Raw genomic sequence first — 18,418 nt, 5'->3', positions numbered from 1 at the left:
TATAGACCTCCAGAATCTGCCGTCAACCGTTAATTTCAGTTTTCTGTCGAGACACCGAAAAAGCCAGCTATATATAGACGCAACGCCTGCGAATGCGCAGTATATTGCCCAACACCTAAAACAATACCCTGCTCTTACTTTCGGACGATGCCTCGCAATGACTGACCAACCTCGCTCCCTGGCCTCAACGCTGTTCCCGGTTGGCCTCTTATTAATAGCCATGGCATCCATCCAGTCTGGCGCCTCTTTAGCCAAGAGCATGTTCCCGGTAGTCGGCGCTCAAGGGACGACCACGCTGCGCCTGGTCTTCGCCAGCGTAATCATGCTGTTGTTGTTGCGCCCATGGCGCGCAAGGCTGACAGCTCAGTCGCTGCGGACAGTGATCGTTTACGGAATGGCGCTAGGCGGGATGAACTTTCTCTTCTATATGTCATTGCGCACCGTACCGCTTGGTATTGCAGTCGCGCTTGAGTTCACGGGTCCGCTGGCCGTCGCCATTTACGCCTCTCGCCGCGCTATCGATTTTCTCTGGATTGCCTTGGCGGCGGTCGGCCTGCTGTTGTTGATCCCGACTGGAGCAACATCCGCGGGAATTGATCTGGTCGGCGCCGGTTATGCCCTGGGCGCCGGCGTGTGCTGGGCGTTGTATATTCTGTTCGGCCAAAAAGCCGGTGCAGACAACGGCGTGACGACTGCGGCTCTGGGCGTGATGATCGCCGCACTGTTTGTCGCGCCGATCGGCATCGTGCATGCCGGCACCGCGTTGCTGACCCCGTCGCTGATCCCGATCGCCATCGGCGTCGCCATCCTCTCAACGGCTTTGCCCTATACCCTTGAGATGGTCGCCCTCACCCGCATGCCTGCCCGCACCTTCGGCACCTTGATGAGCATCGAACCGGCCTTCGGCGCATTGTCGGGACTGCTGTTTCTGCAGGAGTACCTCACGCTGTCACAATGGATGGCGATCCTCTGCATTATTCTGGCCTCCGTCGGGGCAACCATGACCATGGGCAGCACCGCCAAGCCCGCCGTTGCGGCAGATTGAGACAGGATTTGACGAAGGTCTGGCAATTGGCGTTCATTTAGGCCATGTTTAGCCCCCTTAACTCAGTGCCAGACATGGATTTTTCGGACAGGGATATCAAACCGCTTAAAGCGCAGGCGAATACAGGCAGACCCGAGCGCCAGACTCGTGGCTACCATAAGGACGGTAATGAAACGAATTTTGATACTGATCGCTGTATTGGCAGTAGCGGGGTGCGCAGCGACCTCCAAGACTCAGGTGAAGCACGGTAAAAAAGGGCTGCACATCAACTGTTCCGGGCTGTCGTCCTCTTGGGACAAGTGCTACACCAGCGCCGCCAATTCCTGTGCCCCCAAAGGCTACAAGGTCATCGCCAAATCCGGGGACGCCGTGGAAGAACCAGGCGATTACCCGTTCGGTCTCAATCCGGCTGGCTATACCAGCCGCAGCATGATCGTCATCTGCAAGTGAATCATTCTGGCTGCTCGCCTTGTCGAGCAGCCAGTTGACGCCCGATTTCCTCATGACTGGACTGCAATACCGTCTGTTGAATCTCCGGCGTCACCAGCATCCGCGCCACCACCAGTGCTCCGACGCATTGCGACAGAATCGACCAAGCCAAGCTGTCGCTTTCCAGGATTTGCGCCCAACTGGCTTGCAGCCGACAAATCCACAACTCTGCCTGCTCGCGAACCTGATCATCTGAACGGGCAATTTCTGCGCCCAGTGTCGGCAAGGCACAGCCCGATTCAGGCTGCTCCACGTGAGCCATGCTCAGGTACTGCTTGAGACAGCGTTCCAGCCGCTCACGGTCCTGCGCTCCCTTCCCCCCCAGCCGCTCCAGGCTCTGACACAGTTCGCGCTCGACGATAGCGGTGAACAGCTCGTTTTTCGACGAGAAGTGGCTATAAAACGCCGCGCCACTCAGGCCGATCGCCTTCATCAAACCATCGACACCGACTGTGGAAAAGCCCGAACGCTTGGCTGATAGCGCACTGCTGTTCAGCAATTTTTCTCGGGTTTCCAGCTTGTGACCGGCGGAATACCGCATGTGCTTTCCTCTTGATCGAGCGCCTTGACGTTGTCCGGATCCTAGCATAACGTTCGTTCACTTAACGATCGTTTACTAAAGGGGGTTCACCCATGAATAACAACAAGAAGGTCGTATTAGTTGTTGGTGCCGGCGATGCCACCGGCGGAGCGATTGCCAAGCGCTTTGCCAGGGAAGGATTTGTCGCTTGCGTCACCCGGCGCAGTGCCGACAAATTGCAGCCGCTGGTCGACGCGATTTCGGCCGAGGGTGGAGAAGCACATGGTTTTGCCTGCGATGCACGCAAGGAAGAAGACGTCATTGCGTTGATTGAAGAAATCGAAACCCGCCTGGGTCCAATCGAGGCGTTTGTCTTCAACATCGGCGCCAACGTGCCTTGCAGCATTCTCGAAGAAACTGCGCGCAAGTATTTCAAGATCTGGGAAATGGCCTGTTTCTCGGGCTTTCTCAATGCCCGCGAAGTGGCCAAGCGCATGGTCACGCGCCAGCGCGGCACCATTCTGTTCACTGGCGCTACCGCCGGGCTGCGCGGTGCTTCCGGATTTGCCGCGTTTGCCGGCGCCAAACACGGTATCCGTGCACTGGCGCAAAGCATGGCGCGCGAGCTCGGGCCGATGAACATCCACGTCGCGCACGTGGTGGTAGATGGCGCCATCGACACCGACTTCATCCGCAACAGTTTCCCGGAGAAGTACGCGACCAAGGATCAGGACGGTATTCTCAATCCCGAACACATCGCCGAAAACTATTGGTATCTGCACAGTCAGCCACGGGATGCCTGGACCTTCGAGCTGGATCTGCGCCCGTGGAACGAACGCTGGTAAGCCCCGCCTCCTCCATAACAATAATCAGAGAGCAGCGAAGATGACGAAAACCGTGGAGTTCTATTTCGACCTCGGCAGCCCTGCCACCTACCTGGCTTACACCCAATTACCGAAAATATGTGCCGCAACTCAAAGCGAGCTGATCTATATCCCGATGCTGCTGGGCGGCGTGTTCAAGGCGACCGGCAACGCATCGCCGGCGATGATTCCGGCGAAGGGCCGCTACATGTTTCAGGATCTGGATCGCTACGCCAAGCGTTACGGCGTGCCGCTGAAATTCAATCCGCATTTTCCGATCAACACACTGATGCTGATGCGTGCCGTCACCGGCATCCAACTGCGCCAACCGGAACGCTTTCATGCATTTATCGATTGTCTGTTCAAGGCATTGTGGGTGGAGGGACGCCCGCTCGATGAACCGGCAACTGTCGCTGCGGTATTGAGCGAGCACGGCTTCGACCCCAATGAAGTTCTGGCCCTGACCAACGACGAGACGGTAAAGGCAGCCCTGAAGGACAACACCGAAACAGCCATTAAACGCGGGGTGTTTGGCGCGCCGAGCATGTTTATCGGCAATCAGATGTTCTTTGGACAGGACCGCCTCGACTTCGTCGAAGAGGCCCTGCGTCAGGCTTAGAAAAACCTCAGAACCCGGACGCTGCCAACAGTGCCCGGGTTTCAGCCATTCAAATCGCCGCTGTACGCGTGTTCAGCCACTCCAGCGCGGCCCCCTCCAGCAACGGACTCAGACGCTCACGCACTTCAGCGTGGTAGGCGTTGAACCACTGCTTCTCTTCCTGCGTCAGCAAGGACGGCTCCAGGCAGCGCGTGTCGATCGGACACAGGGTCAAGGTTTCAAACTTGAGGAACTCGCCGAACTCGCTGTTCCCCGCCTCGCGGTTCATCGCCAGGTTCTCGATGCGCACGCCCCAACGGCCCGGACGATAAGTGCCCGGTTCGATCGAGGTGATCATCCCCGCCTGCATCGCCGTTTGCGGTGCCGGTGCTGCCTGATAGGCGATCACCTGCGGGCCTTCATGCACGTTGAGGAAATAGCCGACCCCATGACCGGTGCCGTGACCGTAATCCACGCTTTCCGCCCAGATCGGTGCGCGGGCGATGGCGTCGAGCAACGGCGAGAGAATGCCTTTCGGGAACTGCGCCCGCGAAAGAGCAATCACGCCTTTGAGTACCCGAGTGCAGTCACGCTTCTGTTCAGCCGTCGGCGTCCCCACTGGCACCATTCGGGTGATGTCGGTAGTGCCGCCCAGGTACTGGCCGCCCGAGTCGATCAGCAGCAAGCCGTCACCCTCGATCACCGCGTGTTCTTCTTCGGTGGCGTGATAATGCGGCATCGCGCCATTGGCGTTAAACGCGGCAATCGTGTTGAAGCTCAGCGACACGTAATCCGGACGACGCTCACGGGCAGCCGTGAGCTTCTCGTCGATGGTCAGTTCGGTGATGCGTTCACGACCCCAGGCCGATTCCAGCCAGGCGAAGAATTCGCACAACGCCGCGCCGTCCTGCTCCATGGCTTTGCGGATGTGCTGCGCATCAGCCTCACTCTTTTGCGATTTGGCGAGCGTGGTCGGGTTCAGGCCTTCGACCAGTTTCACCGCGCTGTCGAGGTTATCCAGCAAACCGCTGGTCACCCGCGCCGGATCCACCAGCAGGCTGGCGCCGCCTGGTACAGCGCGCAAGGCGTCGGCGACTTCGCGGTAATCGCGCAGAGTCACGCCATCCTGCTCCAGCACTGCGCGCAACTCGGCGTCGACTTTGCTCAAGGCCACAAACAGGGTCGCTTGCTGTTGATTGATCAACGCGAACGACACAAACACCGGATTGAACGAGACATCGCCACCGCGCAGGTTGAACAGCCAGGCAATGTCGTCGAGGGTGGCGATGAAGTGCCAGTCAGCGCCACGTTCCCGCAAGGTCTCACGCAGTTTGGCGAGTTTTTCGCCACGGCTGACCGTCGCTTGCGGTGGCAGATGTTGATAGATCGGCGCATTCGGCAGGCTCGGGCGGTCCGCCCAGACTTCATTCAGCAAGTCGATGTCAGTACGCAAACGCGCGCCGCGGGCTTCAAGCTTGCTGCTCAACGTGCGGGCCGAGGCAACGGCCATCACCGCGCCGTCGACCGCCACCACGCCACCTTCAGGTGTCTGCTCGGCGAGCCAGTCCAGCGGACTCGGCTGACCCGGTTGCAGCTTGACCAGTTCGATGCCGCTGCCCTTGAGTTCCTTGGTCGCCTGCTCCCAATAGCGACTGTCAGCCCAGACCCCGGCGAAATCAGCAGTCACGATCAAAGTGCCGACCGAGCCATGAAAGCCCGACAGCCATTGTCGCCCTTGCCAGTAACCCGGCAGGTATTCCGAGAGGTGCGGGTCCGCCGACGGCACCAGCAACGCATGAATGCCTTCGCGGCGCATCAGTTCACGGGTGTGCGCCAGGCGCTGGGGAACCGTTCCCTCGGTCAAAGTCTGGGTACTCATCATGTCTCCTGCCAATCACTTCATCGTTATTGTTCGTAGCCGTGAAAACCGGCTGTTTAAAGCCCTGTCGCCCAGAATGCCGGGGCACTGGCGCAGGCGCCTTTGATCAGTTCTGCCGCCTGATCGATATCGGCGGCGGTGGTGAAACGGCCGAGGCTCAGGCGAATGGTGCGACCGGCCAGCCGGGCATCGTGTCCCAAGGCCAACAGCACGTGAGAGGGCGTGTTGCTCGCCGAGTTACACGCCGAGGTCGCGGAAAAGGCGATCGACTGGCTCAAGGCCGCACTGTTGAATTCACCTTCGCTGAACGTCAGGCTCAGCGTATGCGGGATGCGCTGGCTATCGCTGCCGTTGAGGCGCACGCCAGGCAAGCTCGACAACTGTTCGAGCAAGCGATCACGCAGCGCCACGATGGATGCTTTCTCCTCATAGAACGCCGCAGCAGCCAAGGCGAATGCCGCGCCCATACCAGCGATCTGATGGGTGGCCAGCGTCCCGGAGCGCAATCCGCCCTCATGGCCACCACCGTGAATCTGCGCCTGCAAGCGCTGTTGCGCGCCGGGGCCGACGTACAACGCGCCGATGCCTTTGGGGCCGTAGAGTTTGTGCGCCGAAAACGACATCAAGTCCACCGGCCATTGCTGCAGATCAATCGCCACTTTGCCCGCACCCTGCGCGGCATCGACGTGGAACAACGCGCCACGGCCGCGCACGACTTCACCAATGGCCGGGATATCGTTGAGGGTGCCGAGTTCGTTGTTGACCAGCATCAGTGACACCAGAAAGGTGTCGTCGCGCATGGCTTCGCTGACCGCCTGCGGGGTGATCAGGCCTTCGGCGTCCGGTACCAGATAGGTCACCGCGACGCCGGCATCCTGCAATTGCCGGGCGGTATCGAGAATGGCTTTGTGTTCGATCTGACTGGTAATGATGTGGCCGCCGGCAACGCCGCGCGCCTGGGCCACGCCCTTGAGGGCGAGGTTGTTGGACTCGGTGGCGCCGGAGGTCCAGACGATCTGCGCGGCCTCGGCGCCGACCAGTTCGGCGACTTGCCGACGGGCCTGCTCGACCGTTTGCCGGGCCTGCTGGCCGAAGGCGTGGGAGCTGGAAGCCGGGTTGCCGAAGTTACCGTGAAAACCCAGACAGTCGATCATCACCTGGATGACCCGCTCGTCCACCGGGGTGGTGGCGGCGTAATCGAAATACAACGGACGTTTATTCATAAAAGACTCGCAGAGCGTGTTCCGGGATCAGGAGGCTCGTGTCTGCAAACGGCACAGCGCAGCCTTGTGAGCTGCGCCTGGGTTCGAGACCGTCATCAATACCTGATCGGATGCCGTTAAAGAAGAACAACTTCATTTAAAAGTGCGTAGGAACGCTCCTGAAGCCGAGCTTAACAGGCATCGGGCCGGCGGTTGAAGCAATGCGTCAGTGAAAGCTTTCGAGAAGTAACGGGTACAACGAAATCACCAACAGCGCCGCCATGCCCCAGTTGAACACGCGCAACCAGCGCGGGTCCTTCAGCACGTTACGCAGCAGCGTGCCGCACGCTGCCCAGACGCCGACGCTGGGCAGGTTGATGATGGCGAACACCGCAGCGATCACCACCACGTTGGTGAAGTAACCCTGCATCGGCGTGTAGGTGCTGATGGCGCCGATGGCCATGATCCAGGCCTTGGGATTGACCCACTGAAACGCGGCGGCACCCAGATAGCTGATCGGTTTGGCCTCGCCTTCCACGCCTTCACCCACCGGCCCCGAATGGGCGATTTTCCACGCCAGGTACAACAGATATGCAGCGCCGAGATAGCGCAGCACGGTGTAGAGAATCGGGTAAGTCTGGAACACCGCGCCCAGGCCGAAACCCACGGCGACCACCAATACGAAGAAGCCGCAGGTGATGCCGAGCATGTGAGGAATGGTGCGGTTGAAGCCGAAGTTCACGCCCGACGCCAGCAACATGGTGTTGTTCGGCCCCGGTGTAATCGAGGTGACAAGGGCAAACAGGGCAAAGCCCAACAGCAGGTCGAGCGAGAGGGTCATGGGAGCAATCCGTCAGGGGTCATTCAGGTGTTGACCCTATCGCACGGCGGCCCGCGAACCCACGGACAGTTACGCGAAAATTCGAGCAGTACAGTTTTCGATTAGCTTGGACGAGCGTGCAGCTGTATGGCTCGCCCGGCGCTCATTTCAGCTTTCTTGTCGAATTGCGATTCGCCCAGCAGTGCAGCTTTCTTCGCGTGATATTCGTCGAAGGACAAGCCGCTGCGGTTCAGCGCCTCCATCGCTAGTTCGCGGGATTCTTCGGCGGTGTACGGCCGTTGTTCGGGGGAAACGTGGGTCGCGCAACCGGCGAGTACGGAGACAGCGAGCAGCAGCGAAACAGTCAGTAAACGATTCATGGGGAGCGTCCTGGCGAGCGGTGGTAGTCGATGGACAAAGGCTACGCCCGCGCCTCTCCGGGCAAAAATCAACGCTCTCAATAGTGGCTATCAGGATTTCAGCTTGATCGGCGACATATCTCTTAACGATCTATAAATATTGATTAACGTTCTTTTACGGAATAAACAGCAGCCGCTATAAATCCCTGCACATGGCGAACAACTGTTGCTCCAGCAACTGTTGCCCAGGCAACAGCAGATCAACAAACCCGCCTGATATCTGCACAACCGACTCACGCCATAGCGCTAAGGCCCAAGTAAACCGGGGCTCTCAGGAATTGGTACAGCGCTTGCTCAAGCCTTGGCACTTACTCACTGCTCGCTGAGCAACTGTTGATAAAAAGGAACTGATCATGTCGCGTCCCCTGAAAGTCGTCGCCCTCTCCGGCGGCACCTGGCGTCCATCGCGCACGCTGGTGCTGACCCAAGCGCTGTTGGCCGAACTGGCCGGACACTTACCGATCGAGAGTCATCTGATCGAACTCGGTGACATCGCCCGCCCGTTGGGTGGTGCCCTGTCGCGTCAGGAGCTGAGCGCCGAGGTCGAGGCCGAACTGCAAGCCATCGAACAGGCGGATCTGCTGATCGTCGCCGCGCCGGTCTATCGCGGGTCCTACCCGGGACTGCTCAAGCACCTGTTCGACCTGATCGACCTCAACGCGCTGATCGACACCCCGGTGCTGCTCGCCGCCACCGGCGGCAGCGAGCGTCATGCGTTGGTGCTCGATCACCAGTTGCGGCCGCTGTTCAGTTTCTTCCAGGCCGTGACCCTGCCCATCGGGGTCTATGCCACCGAGGCCGATTTCGCCGACTACCAGATCACCAGCGAACCGCTGAAAGCGCGCATTCGCCTGGCCGCCGAACGCGCCGCGCCGCTGTTCGGCACGCAAATCAAACCGTTGCTGAAAATCGCTTAAGGAGCTGTTCATGGATGTTTTCTGGTTCCTGCCGACCCACGGTGACGGGCATTACCTGGGCACCACCCAAGGCGCGCGCCCGGTCACCCTGAATTACCTGAAACAAGTGGCGCAAGCCGCCGACAGCCTCGGCTACCACGGCGTGCTGATTCCCACCGGGCGCTCCTGCGAAGACTCGTGGGTGATCGCTTCGGCGCTGGTGCCGTTGACCGAGCGCCTGCGTTATCTGGTAGCGATCCGTCCGGGGATCATTTCGCCCACCGTTTCGGCGCGCATGGCGGCGACGCTCGATCGACTGTCCAACGGCCGCCTGCTGATCAACGTGGTGACCGGCGGCGACCCCGACGAAAACCGTGGCGACGGCAGCTTCCTCAGCCACAGCGAACGCTACGAAGTCACCGACGAATTCCTCAAGATCTGGCGCCGGGTGTTGCAAGGCGAATCGGTGGATTTCGAAGGCAAACACCTGAAAGTACAGAACGCCAAAGCCCTTTATCCGCCCGTGCAGAAACCCTATCCACCGCTGTATTTCGGTGGCTCGTCCGACGCCGCGCATGATCTCGCTGCCGAGCAAGTCGACGTGTACCTGACCTGGGGCGAACCGCCCGCCGCCGTCGCCGAAAAACTTGCCGATGTGCGAGAACGCGCCGCTCGCCATGGGCGCAAGGTGAAGTTCGGTATTCGCCTGCACGTCATCGTTCGCGAGACCGCCGAAGAAGCGTGGAAAGCCGCAGACAAACTGATCGAGCACATCAGCGACGAGACCATCGAGGCCGCGCAGAAATCCTTCTCGCGTTTCGATTCCGAAGGCCAGCGGCGCATGGCGGCGTTGCATGACGGGCGTCGCGACAACCTGGAAATCGCCCCCAACCTGTGGGCCGGCGTCGGTCTGGTACGTGGCGGTGCCGGTACCGCGCTGGTGGGCGATCCGCAGCAAGTGGCCGCGCGAATCAAGGAGTACGCCGACCTCGGCATCGAGAGCTTCATCTTTTCCGGTTATCCGCATCTGGAAGAAGCTTATCGCTTTGCCGAACGGGTGTTCCCACTGCTGCCCGAGCCGTATGCAAGTCTGGCCGGACGCGGCGTGACCAACCTGACCGGGCCGTTTGGCGAAATGATTGCCAACGATGTGTTGCCCACCAAGTCCTGACCCAACACAAACTCTTTAGGAGCTGCCGCAGGCTGCGATCTTTTGACTTTGTTTTTTACAAGCAAGATCAACAGATCGCAGCCTTCGGCAGCGCCTACAGGACAGTTGTAAAACATAGGAGATTTGGTGTGACCGCCAAACCACAAAGCACCCTGCTCTCCCCGCTGCAGACCGCGCGCCAACTGGCCGCCGAATTCGCCGTCACCGCCGTCGAGCGTGACGAGCGCGGCGGTACGCCGAAGGCCGAACGCGATGCCCTGCGCGACAGCGGCCTGCTGGCCCTGAGCATTCCCACCCGTTACGGCGGCCTTGGCGCGACATGGAGCGAAACCCTGCAAGTCGTGCGCGAGTTCGCCAAGGTCGACAGTTCCATCGCCCACGTCTTCGGCTTTCATCACCTGATGCTTGCCACCGTGCGCCTGTTCTCGCGGCCCGAACAATGGCAGCCATGGTTCGAACAGACCGCGCGGCAGAACTGGTTCTGGGGTAACGCCCTCAACCCGCTCGACACCCGCACTGTGGTCAAGGACTTCGGCGGTTGGCGCGAGTTTTCCGGGAAGAAAAGCTTCTGCTCCGGCGCCAGCGATTCGCAGATGTTGATCGCTTCCGCCGTCGACGAAAGTGCCGGCGGCAAGTTGCTGATCGCGGCGATCCCCAGCGGTCGCAGCGGCATCACTCTGCACGACGACTGGAACAATATCGGCCAGCGCCAGACCGACAGCGGCAGTGCCACGTTCGAACGGGTGCGGGTCGAAGAATCCGAGCTGCTGCTTGATCCCGGCCCGTTGAGCACACCGTTCGCCTGCCTGCGTCCGCTGATCGCGCAACTGACCTTCACTCACATGTTCCTCGGGATCGCCGAAGGTGCCTTTGAGGAAGCCCGGCAATACACCCTGAGCGAAACCCGGCTCTGGCACAAATCCGCTGCCCGCAACGTACGCGAAGATCCGTACGTGCTCGCGCATTACGGCGAATTCTGGGTGGCGCTGGAAGGCATTCGTCTGCTGGTCGAGCGGGCCGCCGCGCTGCTCGACGAGGCCTGGGCCAAAGGCCCGAACCTGACCGCAGAAGAACGTGGACATCTGGCCACGGCGATTGCCACCGCCAAGGTCGCCGCCAGTCGTCAGGGGCTGGATATCTGCTGCCGTTTGTTCGAAGTCACCGGCGCGCGTTCAACCCACGCCTCGCTGCGTCTCGATCGGCATTGGCGCAACCTGCGCACGCAGACTCTGCACGACCCGCTCGATTACAAACTCCACGAGCTGGGCGACTGGGCGCTGAACCAGGCGCTGCCAGTGCCGACGTTCTATTCCTGATCTTGCCTTTAATGGAGCGAGTCCCATGCAACTGCTGACCCTTCCGCCCTCACCCGCTCTGGCGACGTCGATCCGTGCCACCGCGCAGGTCTTTGAAGACCCGAAATCCCAGGCCTTGCTGGCGCATCTGCAACAAGTCGCGCCGAGCGAAGCCAGCGTGCTGATCATCGGCGAGACCGGTACCGGCAAGGAACTGGTGGCGCGTCATATCCACAATCTGAGCCACCGCCGGCATCGGCCGTTTGTCGCAGTCAACTGCGGCGCCTTCTCCGAATCACTGGTGGAAGCCGAGCTGTTCGGCCATGAAAAAGGCGCGTTCACCGGCGCGCTCAGCGCCAAGGCCGGCTGGTTCGAAGAGGCGGATGGCGGCACCTTGTTCCTCGACGAAATCGGCGATTTGCCAATGGCAATTCAGGTCAAGTTGCTGCGGGTGCTGCAGGAGCGCGAAGTGGTGCGTCTCGGCTCGCGCAAGAGCATTCCGATCGATGTGCGGGTGCTGGCCGCGACCAACGTGCAACTGGAGAAAGCGATCAATGCCGGCAACTTCCGCGAAGACCTGTTCTACCGGTTGAACGTGGTCAATCTGGAACTCAGTCCGCTGCGCGAACGGCCCGGCGACATCCTGCCGCTGACCCGGCATTTCATCGAGGCCTACAGCCAGCGCCTGGGTTACGGACGGGTCAACATCAGCCCCGGTGCCGAACAGAAACTGCGCAGCTACAGTTGGCCGGGGAACATCCGCGAACTGGAAAACGTCATCCATCACACCCTGTTGATCTGCCGCAACGGCGTGATCGAGCGTGATGATCTGCGCCTGTCCAACCTGCGCATCGAGCGCGCGGACGATCAGCAGTCGAGCGCCGACGATTCACCGGAAGCGTTGCTGGAGCGAGCCTTCCAGAAGCTCTTCGAGCAACAGGCCGGCGCCCTCCACGAAAAGGTCGAAGACGCCCTGCTGCGCGCCGCCTATCGCTTCTGCCATTACAACCAGGTGCACACCGCCGCGCTGCTCGGTCTGAGCCGCAACGTCACGCGCACACGGCTGATCAAGATCGGCGAACTGGCGGTAAACAAGCGGCGGCTCACGGAGAACCTGCGCGGTGAACGCCTGATCCAGTTGTCGATCTAGCCGACCAAGTTGCAGTGCAGCGCATCGTCATGGCTGCGGGCGATGCTGCTCAACACCTGAAATGAATTGAAGGTCACGGTCTTCGCCTGATGGGCGCGGATCAGCTGCCAGAAATCCTGCTCGCCGCTTTCATAGCGACAGAACGCCGCCTCCCCGGCTTCGCGGCTTTGCCATTGCAGCAAGCTCAGCACCCGCCGACCGTCGTCGCTGACCTGGACGCTGGCGCTGACGAAGCCTGCGTAGCGCTGCGCCAGATGTTCGCTCTGCTGCGACAGCGCCGAAACCAATGCCGGCTGCTGACGCGGCTCGATCTCGAATTCGATCAATTGGGTAAAACTGCGATTTTTCGCTGAGGTTTGCATGAGAAGTCCCCACTGATTAAGCCGAGTCTTGCGACTCGAAGACCTGCAGGGTAAAACCTCTAGTTAAGTCAAGGTCAAGAGCCCTTTGCAAAATGATCACCCCGGAAAACCTGCACAAACCGCTCACCGTCGGCGAAGTCGCCGCGCGCAGCGGTGTCGCGGTCACTGCCCTGCACTTTTATGAAGCCAAAGGCCTGATCAAGAGCAAGCGCAATGCCGGCAATCAGCGCCGTTATCCACGGGCGGTCTTGCGCCGAGTAGCGTTGATCAAGGTCGCGCAACGCCTGGGTATTCCGCTGGCGGAGATTGGCGAGGCGCTGAAGAGACTCCCCGACGACCGCGCACCAACCGCAGCGGACTGGAAAATCCTCTCCGAACAATGGCGCCGCGAGCTGGATGAACGGATTAATCAGCTGACCTTGTTGCGTGACCGGCTTACCGGCTGCATCGGCTGCGGCTGTCTGTCGATGGAAGCTTGCCCGTTGCGCAATCAGGGCGATGTGCTCGGTGAGAAAGGGCCGGGGGCACACTTTCTCGGTTGACGGCTCGTCGGGGAAAATTTCTGCCCGCGCAGACAGTTCTATAGTGAATCTTCCACAAATCCGGTGGAGCCCTACCTCGCAAAACAAAGAACAGGGAGAACGTCATGAGCGTCAAACCCATTCCCGAGGGGTATCACAGCATTACCCCGTACCTCGGCATCCTCGAGGCTGCCGAGGCCATCGAATTCTATAAAAAAGCCTTCGGCGCCACGGTGGTCATGCGCCTGGACATGCCGGACGGCCGCATCGGTCACGCCGAACTGCGCATTGGCGACAGCGCGATCATGCTCGGCACACCGTGCGATCAAGGGCCATTGAGCGGCCCGGACCATGCCGTGTCGGTCGGTCTGCATCTGTATGTCACCGATGTCGACAAATCTTTTCAGCGAGCACTGGAGGCCGGGGCGCAAGCGGTGTCCGAGGTCAAGGATCAGTTTTATGGTGATCGCAGCGGGACGCTGAAGGATCCCTATGGACACGTGTGGTTTCTCGCCACGCGCAAGGAGGACCTGACGGAAGAGCAGATCAAGCAGCGGGCGATGGAGATGTTCAGTCAGGGTTGAGATTTTCAGGGTTTGGGCTGACCTCTTCGCGGGCAAGCCCGCTCCCACAGGGATCTCCAATGTTTATACGATAGGTGTCACACAGAAAAACACTGTGGGAGCAGGCTTGCCCGCGAAGGGGCCAGCCCTGGCGACACACATCACACTTCATGAACCACCACACCACGCTTCAACCCTTGCCCCGAATGCCGAACACTTTCACGATGCATCCACCCGCACCTGAACAAGGATCAGCCCGATGTTTGCCGGATTCAGCAAAGACCAGCGCCATGTCAACGGCGTCGATATCGCTTACCGCCTCGGTGGCAGCGGCCCGGGCCTGTTGCTGTTGCACGGGCACCCGCAGACCCATGTGATCTGGCACAAGATTGCCGAGCAGTTGGCGGAGCATTTCACCGTGGTCGCCGCCGACCTGCGCGGATACGGCGACAGCGCCCGGCCGGCTGCCGATGAACAGCATCGTCATTACTCAAAACGCGAAATGGCCAGGGACAACCTCGAGTTGATGCAGGCGCTGGGCTTCGAACAGTTTTCGGTGCTGGCCCACGACCGTGGCGCGCGGGTCGCCCATCGCCTGGCCCTCGACCACCGCGCTGCGGTGCAACGGATGATGTTGCTGGACATCGCCCCGACCCTGGCGATGTACACGCAGACCAACGAGGCCTTTGCCCGCGCCTATTGGCACTGGTTCTTCCTGATCCGCCCGGCACCGTTGCCGGAAACCCTGATCGAAGCCGATCCCGAAGGCTATCTGCGCAGCGTCATGGGCAGCCGCAGCGCCGGGCTCACGCCGTTTACCGGGCCAGCGTTCAGCGAATACCTGCGGTGTCTGCAACGTCCCGGCAGCGCCCTCGGCATTTGCGAGGACTACCGCGCCAGCGCCAGCATCGACCTGGAACATGACCGGGCCGACCTCGCTGCCGGCCATCATCTTGACCTCCCGCTGCGGGTGCTGTGGGGCGCGCAAGGCACGGTCGGGCGTTGCTTCGACCCGCTCAAGGAATGGCAGCACGTGGCAACCAACGTCAGTGGCAAAGCGCTGCCGGCCGGGCATTATCTGGCCGAGGAAGTGCCCGAACGGTTGCTCTCCGAAGCGCTGGATTTCCTGCGCTGAATCGAGCGTTCCCCACCGATGCTATGCTGGCGGCTTGTGCCGCCAGTGCTCGTTCCCACATGTCCCAGAACCAAGACCCCGTGCCCCTGCCCGAAGACCTGCGGGTGCTGCTGACCGTGATCCGCAAGAACGGCTTCGCAGCCGCCGCCGATGAGCTGGGCCTGAGCCCGGCCTACGTCAGCAAACGCATCCAGATTCTCGAATCGACCCTCGGCACCCGCCTGCTGCACCGCACCAGTCGCCGGGTGTCGCTGACCGAGGACGGCGAGCGGGTGCAGCGTTGGGCTTTGCGTATTCTCGATGACTTCCAGCAACTGCGCGACGACCTCGCCGACGCCCACGACAGCCCGCGCGGGCGCTTGCACATCTGCAGCAGTTTCGGTTTTGGCCGTAATCATGTGGCGCCTGCGGTTTCACGGCTGGCCGAGCTGCACCCGCAGTTGCAGATTCGCCTGGACTTGTTCGACCGTGCAGTGGACATCGTCAACGAGGGCTTCGACCTGGAAATCCGCGTCGGCGACGACCTGCCCGGTCAGCACATCGGCCGGCAACTGGTGAGTAATCGCCGGGTGTTGTGCGCAGCGCCCGAATACCTGCAACGCCGTGGCACACCGCAAACGCTGGAGGATCTGCAACAGCATGACTGCCTGGTAATCAAGGAGCGCGACAACGCTTTCGGCGTCTGGCATCTGGATCGCGACGGCACGCAGGAAAGCGTGCGGGTCAGTGGGCCGCTGTCTTCCAACAACGGCGAGATCGTCCTGCAATGGGCGCTCGACGGACGCGGCGTGTTGCTGCGTTCGTTGTGGGATGTGAAACCGTTGCTGGAACAGGGCCGACTGCTGCCGGTGCTGGCCGATTACAGCCAGAGCGCCAATGTCTGGGCGGTGTACCCGACGCGGCTGGCCAACTCCGGGAAGCTACGGGCGTGTGTGGAGTTTTTGCAGGGGCATTTCAAGGATCTTTCTCTCTAGCCCAGACACCACAAAATCCTGTGGGAGCTGGCTTGCCAGCGAAGGCGTCAGCTCAGCCAATATAAATGTCGGATGTGCTGGCCTCATCGCTGGCAAGCCAGCTCCCACAGGGTAAAAGGCGTGTCAGGTCAGCCACGGGTTGGCGGCCAGATGTTCGCGCTCGAACGCCTCGATCTGCGCTCGCCGCTGCAAGGTACTGCCAATCGCATCCAGCCCCAACAACAGCGCGGTCTTGCGCAAGCCGTCAATCTGGAAATCGATGACTTCACCGTCCGCCAGATGGATCTGCTGCGCCTCTAGACCCACATTGATCCGGGCCGATTCAGGCTGACTCACCAACCGGCCGATACGCTGCACCTGCGCTTCATCCAGCGTGATCAGCAACACCCCGTTGCGCTGGCAGTTGTCGTAGAAAATCCCGGCAAAACTGCTACCGATCAGCGCGCGAATGCCCATTTGCTGCAACCCCCACACCGCGTGTTCGCGGCTGGAACCGCAGCCGAAATTCGCCCCGACTACCAGAAAACTCGCGCCCTGCCAGGGCGGCTGGTTCAACACGAATTCAGGGTTGGGCGTGCCGTCGGCGAGAAAGCGCAGATCGAAAAACAGCCCACGATCCAGCCCCTGACGGTCGATACCCTTGAGAAACTGCTTGGGCATGATCACGTCAGTATCGACGTTGGCCGCGAGCAGCGGCGCGGCGCGGCCGCTGACTTGCGTGAAGGGTTGCAGGCTCATGGGCGTTCTCCAAAGTGGCGGATGTCGGTGAGGTGACCGCTGATCGCGGCGGCGGCGACCATCGCCGGGCTCATCAGGTGCGTGCGCGCCCCGGCACCCTGGCGGCCTTCAAAATTGCGGTTGGTGCTGGAAGCGCAGCGGTCGCCGGGCGCGAGCACGTCATCGTTCATCGCCAGGCACATCGAGCAGCCGGACTGACGCCATTCAAACCCGGCGTCGATGAAGATCTGCGCCAGCCCTTCGGCTTCAGCCTGAGCGCGAACCTCACTGGAGCCGGGCACGATCATCGCCCGCACATGCCCGGCCACCCGCCGACCGCGCACCACGCTGGCTGCGTCACGCAGATCCTCGATCCGCGCGTTGGTGCAGGAGCCGATAAAAGCGTGGCTGATGACGATATCGCGCAGCGCCATTCCCGCCTTCAGGCCCATGTAATGCAGGGCGCGGCGCATGTCCTGACGCAGGATCGGATCGTCGATGCGTTGCGGGTCCGGCACCTGCGCGCCGATCGGCGCCGCCTGATCGGGGCTGGTGCCCCAGGTGACCATCGGCTCCAGCAGACTGGCGTCGAGATGGATTTCGCGGTCGAACACGGCGCCGGGATCGCTGCGCAGTTCACGCCATTTTTCCACGCCGCGCGCTAACAGTTCGCCTTGCGGTGCGCGGGGTTTGCCCTTGAGATAAGCAAAAACTTTTTCGTCCGGCGCCATGAACGCACCGCGTGCGCCGGCTTCGACCGCCATGTTGCAAATGGTCATCCGCGCTTCAACGCTCAGCGCATCAATGGTCGAACCCGAGAACTCGATCGCATAGCCCGTGGCACCCGACGCACCGATGCGGCCGATCAGCGCCATGATCACATCCTTGGACGTCAGCCCCGGCGCCAGCTCGCCCTCCACCGTCACGCGCAGGCTTTTCAGGCGCTTGTAGACCAGCGTTTGCGAGGCCAGCAGGTGCTCGATTTCCGAGGTGCCGATACCAAATCCGAACGCCCCCAGCGCACCGTAGGTGGTGGTGTGACTGTCGCCGGCGGCGATGACCATGCCCGGCAGGATGAAACCCTGCTCCGGGGCGATCACATGCTCGATGCCCTGACGTTTGTCGAGGATATCCAGCAGTTCGATGCCGAAGTCCCGGCAGTTTTCCGCCAGATACGACACCTGCCGCGCACCGCCGGCATCGGGCATTGCCGCCACCCGTTGCGGCGTGGTCGGGTTGACGTGATCGACCACCGCCAGCGCCGTGCCCGGCCGCCAGACCTTGCGCCCGGCAGCACGCAGACCGCTGAACGCCTGAGGGCTGGTGTATTCGTTGATCACCTGGCGATCGATATACAGCAGCACATGGCCCTGATCGTCGAGGCGGCACACGGTGTGCGAATCGATGTGTTTGTCGTAGAGGGTTCTGGGGTTCATCAGGGGGCTCACTAGGGGAATCCAGTGCTTTCCATCATAGGCAGCGCCTTGATCGCATCAATTGGCAGGCAGTGAGAGCAGCATTCATGAAGCGTGTTTGATCGGCTGATCACCGAACGCCCCTGTGGGAGCGGGCTTGCCCGCGAAGGCGTCGTGTCAGTCGACATCAATGTTGAATGATCTACCGCATTCGCGAGCAAGCTCGCTCCCACAGGGGTTGGTGGTGACTGGGGGAAGTGCGAAACATTTGCTTTCATATCACCTTTCGGGATTTGTCCGGCTCATCCGTCCTATAGAGATGCAGGCCGTTCGCACAGGCAACCGCCACGACCGCGCCTTTTGCGGACACCCGCGCTGCGAAGC

At 61.0% G+C, this 18,418-nt stretch carries 20 protein-coding genes; 12 read left to right on the top strand and 8 right to left on the bottom strand.

Annotated features, from left to right (window positions below; translation table 11 throughout):
* Positions 1–157 precede the first annotated feature (157 nt).
* The gene (gene rhtA, locus B1722_RS22765) at positions 158–1,045 is read left to right on the top strand and encodes a threonine/homoserine exporter RhtA (RefSeq protein ID WP_041069804.1); all 888 of its coding nucleotides are present in this window, start codon (positions 158–160) and stop codon (positions 1,043–1,045) included.
* A 168-nt stretch (positions 1,046–1,213) separates the two neighbouring features.
* Complete coding sequence (locus tag B1722_RS22760; protein WP_041069802.1) at positions 1,214–1,495, top strand: hypothetical protein; 282 nt, start codon at positions 1,214–1,216, stop codon at positions 1,493–1,495.
* Position 1,496: 1 nt separating this feature from the next.
* Here the strand turns inward: B1722_RS22760 and B1722_RS22755 are convergent, their stop codons facing one another.
* Positions 1,497–2,075 carry a TetR/AcrR family transcriptional regulator gene (locus B1722_RS22755; protein WP_086794366.1) on the bottom strand — a complete coding sequence of 193 codons (579 nt, stop codon included), beginning with the start codon at positions 2,073–2,075 and terminating at the stop codon, positions 1,497–1,499.
* A gap of 92 nt (positions 2,076–2,167) precedes the next feature.
* Between B1722_RS22755 and B1722_RS22750 the strand changes: the two genes are divergently transcribed.
* Together B1722_RS22750 and B1722_RS22745 are read left to right on the top strand one after the other, a co-directional pair.
* On the top strand, positions 2,168–2,899 hold the full coding sequence (locus B1722_RS22750; RefSeq protein WP_086794364.1) for an SDR family oxidoreductase: 732 nt from the start codon (positions 2,168–2,170) through the stop codon (positions 2,897–2,899).
* Between the two features lie 40 nt (positions 2,900–2,939).
* Positions 2,940–3,536, top strand: coding sequence for a 2-hydroxychromene-2-carboxylate isomerase (locus B1722_RS22745; RefSeq protein WP_086794362.1), 597 nt, complete (start codon positions 2,940–2,942; stop codon positions 3,534–3,536).
* A gap of 49 nt (positions 3,537–3,585) precedes the next feature.
* Here the strand turns inward: B1722_RS22745 and B1722_RS22740 are convergent, their stop codons facing one another.
* From B1722_RS22740 to B1722_RS22725, 4 genes are all read right to left on the bottom strand, one after another.
* Positions 3,586–5,394 carry an aminopeptidase P family protein gene (locus B1722_RS22740; RefSeq protein ID WP_086794360.1) on the bottom strand — a complete coding sequence of 603 codons (1,809 nt, stop codon included), beginning with the start codon at positions 5,392–5,394 and terminating at the stop codon, positions 3,586–3,588.
* Positions 5,395–5,450: 56 nt separating this feature from the next.
* Positions 5,451–6,617, bottom strand: a complete 1,167-nt coding sequence (locus B1722_RS22735; protein WP_086794358.1) for a cysteine desulfurase family protein — start codon at positions 6,615–6,617, stop codon at positions 5,451–5,453.
* A 205-nt stretch (positions 6,618–6,822) separates the two neighbouring features.
* Complete coding sequence (locus B1722_RS22730) at positions 6,823–7,437, bottom strand: LysE family translocator (protein ID WP_003226640.1); 615 nt, start codon at positions 7,435–7,437, stop codon at positions 6,823–6,825.
* 101 nt (positions 7,438–7,538) lie between these two features.
* On the bottom strand, positions 7,539–7,796 hold the full coding sequence (locus tag B1722_RS22725) for a hypothetical protein (RefSeq protein WP_086794356.1): 258 nt from the start codon (positions 7,794–7,796) through the stop codon (positions 7,539–7,541).
* 392 nt (positions 7,797–8,188) lie between these two features.
* Between B1722_RS22725 and msuE the strand changes: the two genes are divergently transcribed.
* The 4 genes from msuE to B1722_RS22705 all read left to right on the top strand — a co-directional run bounded on the left by msuE (position 8,189) and on the right by B1722_RS22705 (position 12,347).
* Positions 8,189–8,752: an FMN reductase gene (msuE, locus tag B1722_RS22720; protein ID WP_086794354.1), complete on the top strand. Its 564-nt coding sequence runs from the start codon at positions 8,189–8,191 to the stop codon at positions 8,750–8,752.
* Between the two features lie 10 nt (positions 8,753–8,762).
* Complete coding sequence (gene ssuD, locus B1722_RS22715) at positions 8,763–9,902, top strand: FMNH2-dependent alkanesulfonate monooxygenase (protein WP_086794352.1); 1,140 nt, start codon at positions 8,763–8,765, stop codon at positions 9,900–9,902.
* A gap of 128 nt (positions 9,903–10,030) precedes the next feature.
* On the top strand, positions 10,031–11,218 hold the full coding sequence (locus B1722_RS22710) for an acyl-CoA dehydrogenase family protein (protein ID WP_086794350.1): 1,188 nt from the start codon (positions 10,031–10,033) through the stop codon (positions 11,216–11,218).
* Between the two features lie 25 nt (positions 11,219–11,243).
* Positions 11,244–12,347, top strand: a complete 1,104-nt coding sequence (locus tag B1722_RS22705) for a sigma-54-dependent Fis family transcriptional regulator (RefSeq protein WP_086794348.1) — start codon at positions 11,244–11,246, stop codon at positions 12,345–12,347.
* On the opposite strand, the gene B1722_RS22700 is transcribed toward B1722_RS22705, so the two are convergent.
* The gene (locus tag B1722_RS22700) at positions 12,344–12,709 is read right to left on the bottom strand and encodes an antibiotic biosynthesis monooxygenase (protein ID WP_003226650.1); all 366 of its coding nucleotides are present in this window, start codon (positions 12,707–12,709) and stop codon (positions 12,344–12,346) included. The two genes, B1722_RS22705 and B1722_RS22700, sit on opposite strands and share 4 nt — an antisense overlap.
* 92 nt (positions 12,710–12,801) lie before the next feature.
* Here B1722_RS22700 and soxR point away from each other — a divergent pair, with 92 nt between their 5' ends.
* The 4 genes from soxR to B1722_RS22680 all read left to right on the top strand — a co-directional run bounded on the left by soxR (position 12,802) and on the right by B1722_RS22680 (position 15,902).
* Positions 12,802–13,251 (top strand): redox-sensitive transcriptional activator SoxR, encoded by a 450-nt coding sequence (soxR, locus tag B1722_RS22695; RefSeq protein WP_086794346.1) that lies wholly within the window; start codon positions 12,802–12,804, stop codon positions 13,249–13,251.
* Between the two features lie 104 nt (positions 13,252–13,355).
* A complete protein-coding gene (locus B1722_RS22690; RefSeq protein WP_086794344.1) occupies positions 13,356–13,814 on the top strand; it encodes a VOC family protein in 459 nt (152 codons plus the stop codon).
* A gap of 238 nt (positions 13,815–14,052) precedes the next feature.
* Entirely contained in the window at positions 14,053–14,928 is an 876-nt protein-coding gene (locus B1722_RS22685) for an alpha/beta fold hydrolase (RefSeq protein WP_086794342.1), read from the top strand.
* Positions 14,929–14,951: 23 nt separating this feature from the next.
* A complete protein-coding gene (locus B1722_RS22680) occupies positions 14,952–15,902 on the top strand; it encodes a LysR substrate-binding domain-containing protein (RefSeq protein ID WP_041069752.1) in 951 nt (316 codons plus the stop codon).
* Positions 15,903–16,025: 123 nt separating this feature from the next.
* On the opposite strand, the gene leuD is transcribed toward B1722_RS22680, so the two are convergent.
* Together leuD and leuC are read right to left on the bottom strand one after the other, a co-directional pair.
* Positions 16,026–16,640 carry a 3-isopropylmalate dehydratase small subunit gene (gene leuD / locus B1722_RS22675; RefSeq protein WP_086794340.1) on the bottom strand — a complete coding sequence of 205 codons (615 nt, stop codon included), beginning with the start codon at positions 16,638–16,640 and terminating at the stop codon, positions 16,026–16,028.
* Positions 16,637–18,055: a 3-isopropylmalate dehydratase large subunit gene (gene leuC / locus B1722_RS22670; protein WP_086794338.1), complete on the bottom strand. Its 1,419-nt coding sequence runs from the start codon at positions 18,053–18,055 to the stop codon at positions 16,637–16,639. The genes leuD and leuC overlap by 4 nt, the downstream gene beginning before the upstream one ends.
* Positions 18,056–18,418 lie beyond the last annotated feature (363 nt).

The organism is Pseudomonas sp. SCPG-7, from assembly GCF_002156405.1.
Taxonomy (GTDB): Bacteria; Pseudomonadota; Gammaproteobacteria; order Pseudomonadales; family Pseudomonadaceae; genus Aquipseudomonas; species Aquipseudomonas parakoreensis.
The sequence above is the reverse complement of the archived record's forward strand: the minus strand, read 5'-3'. Positions and strand labels throughout refer to the sequence as shown.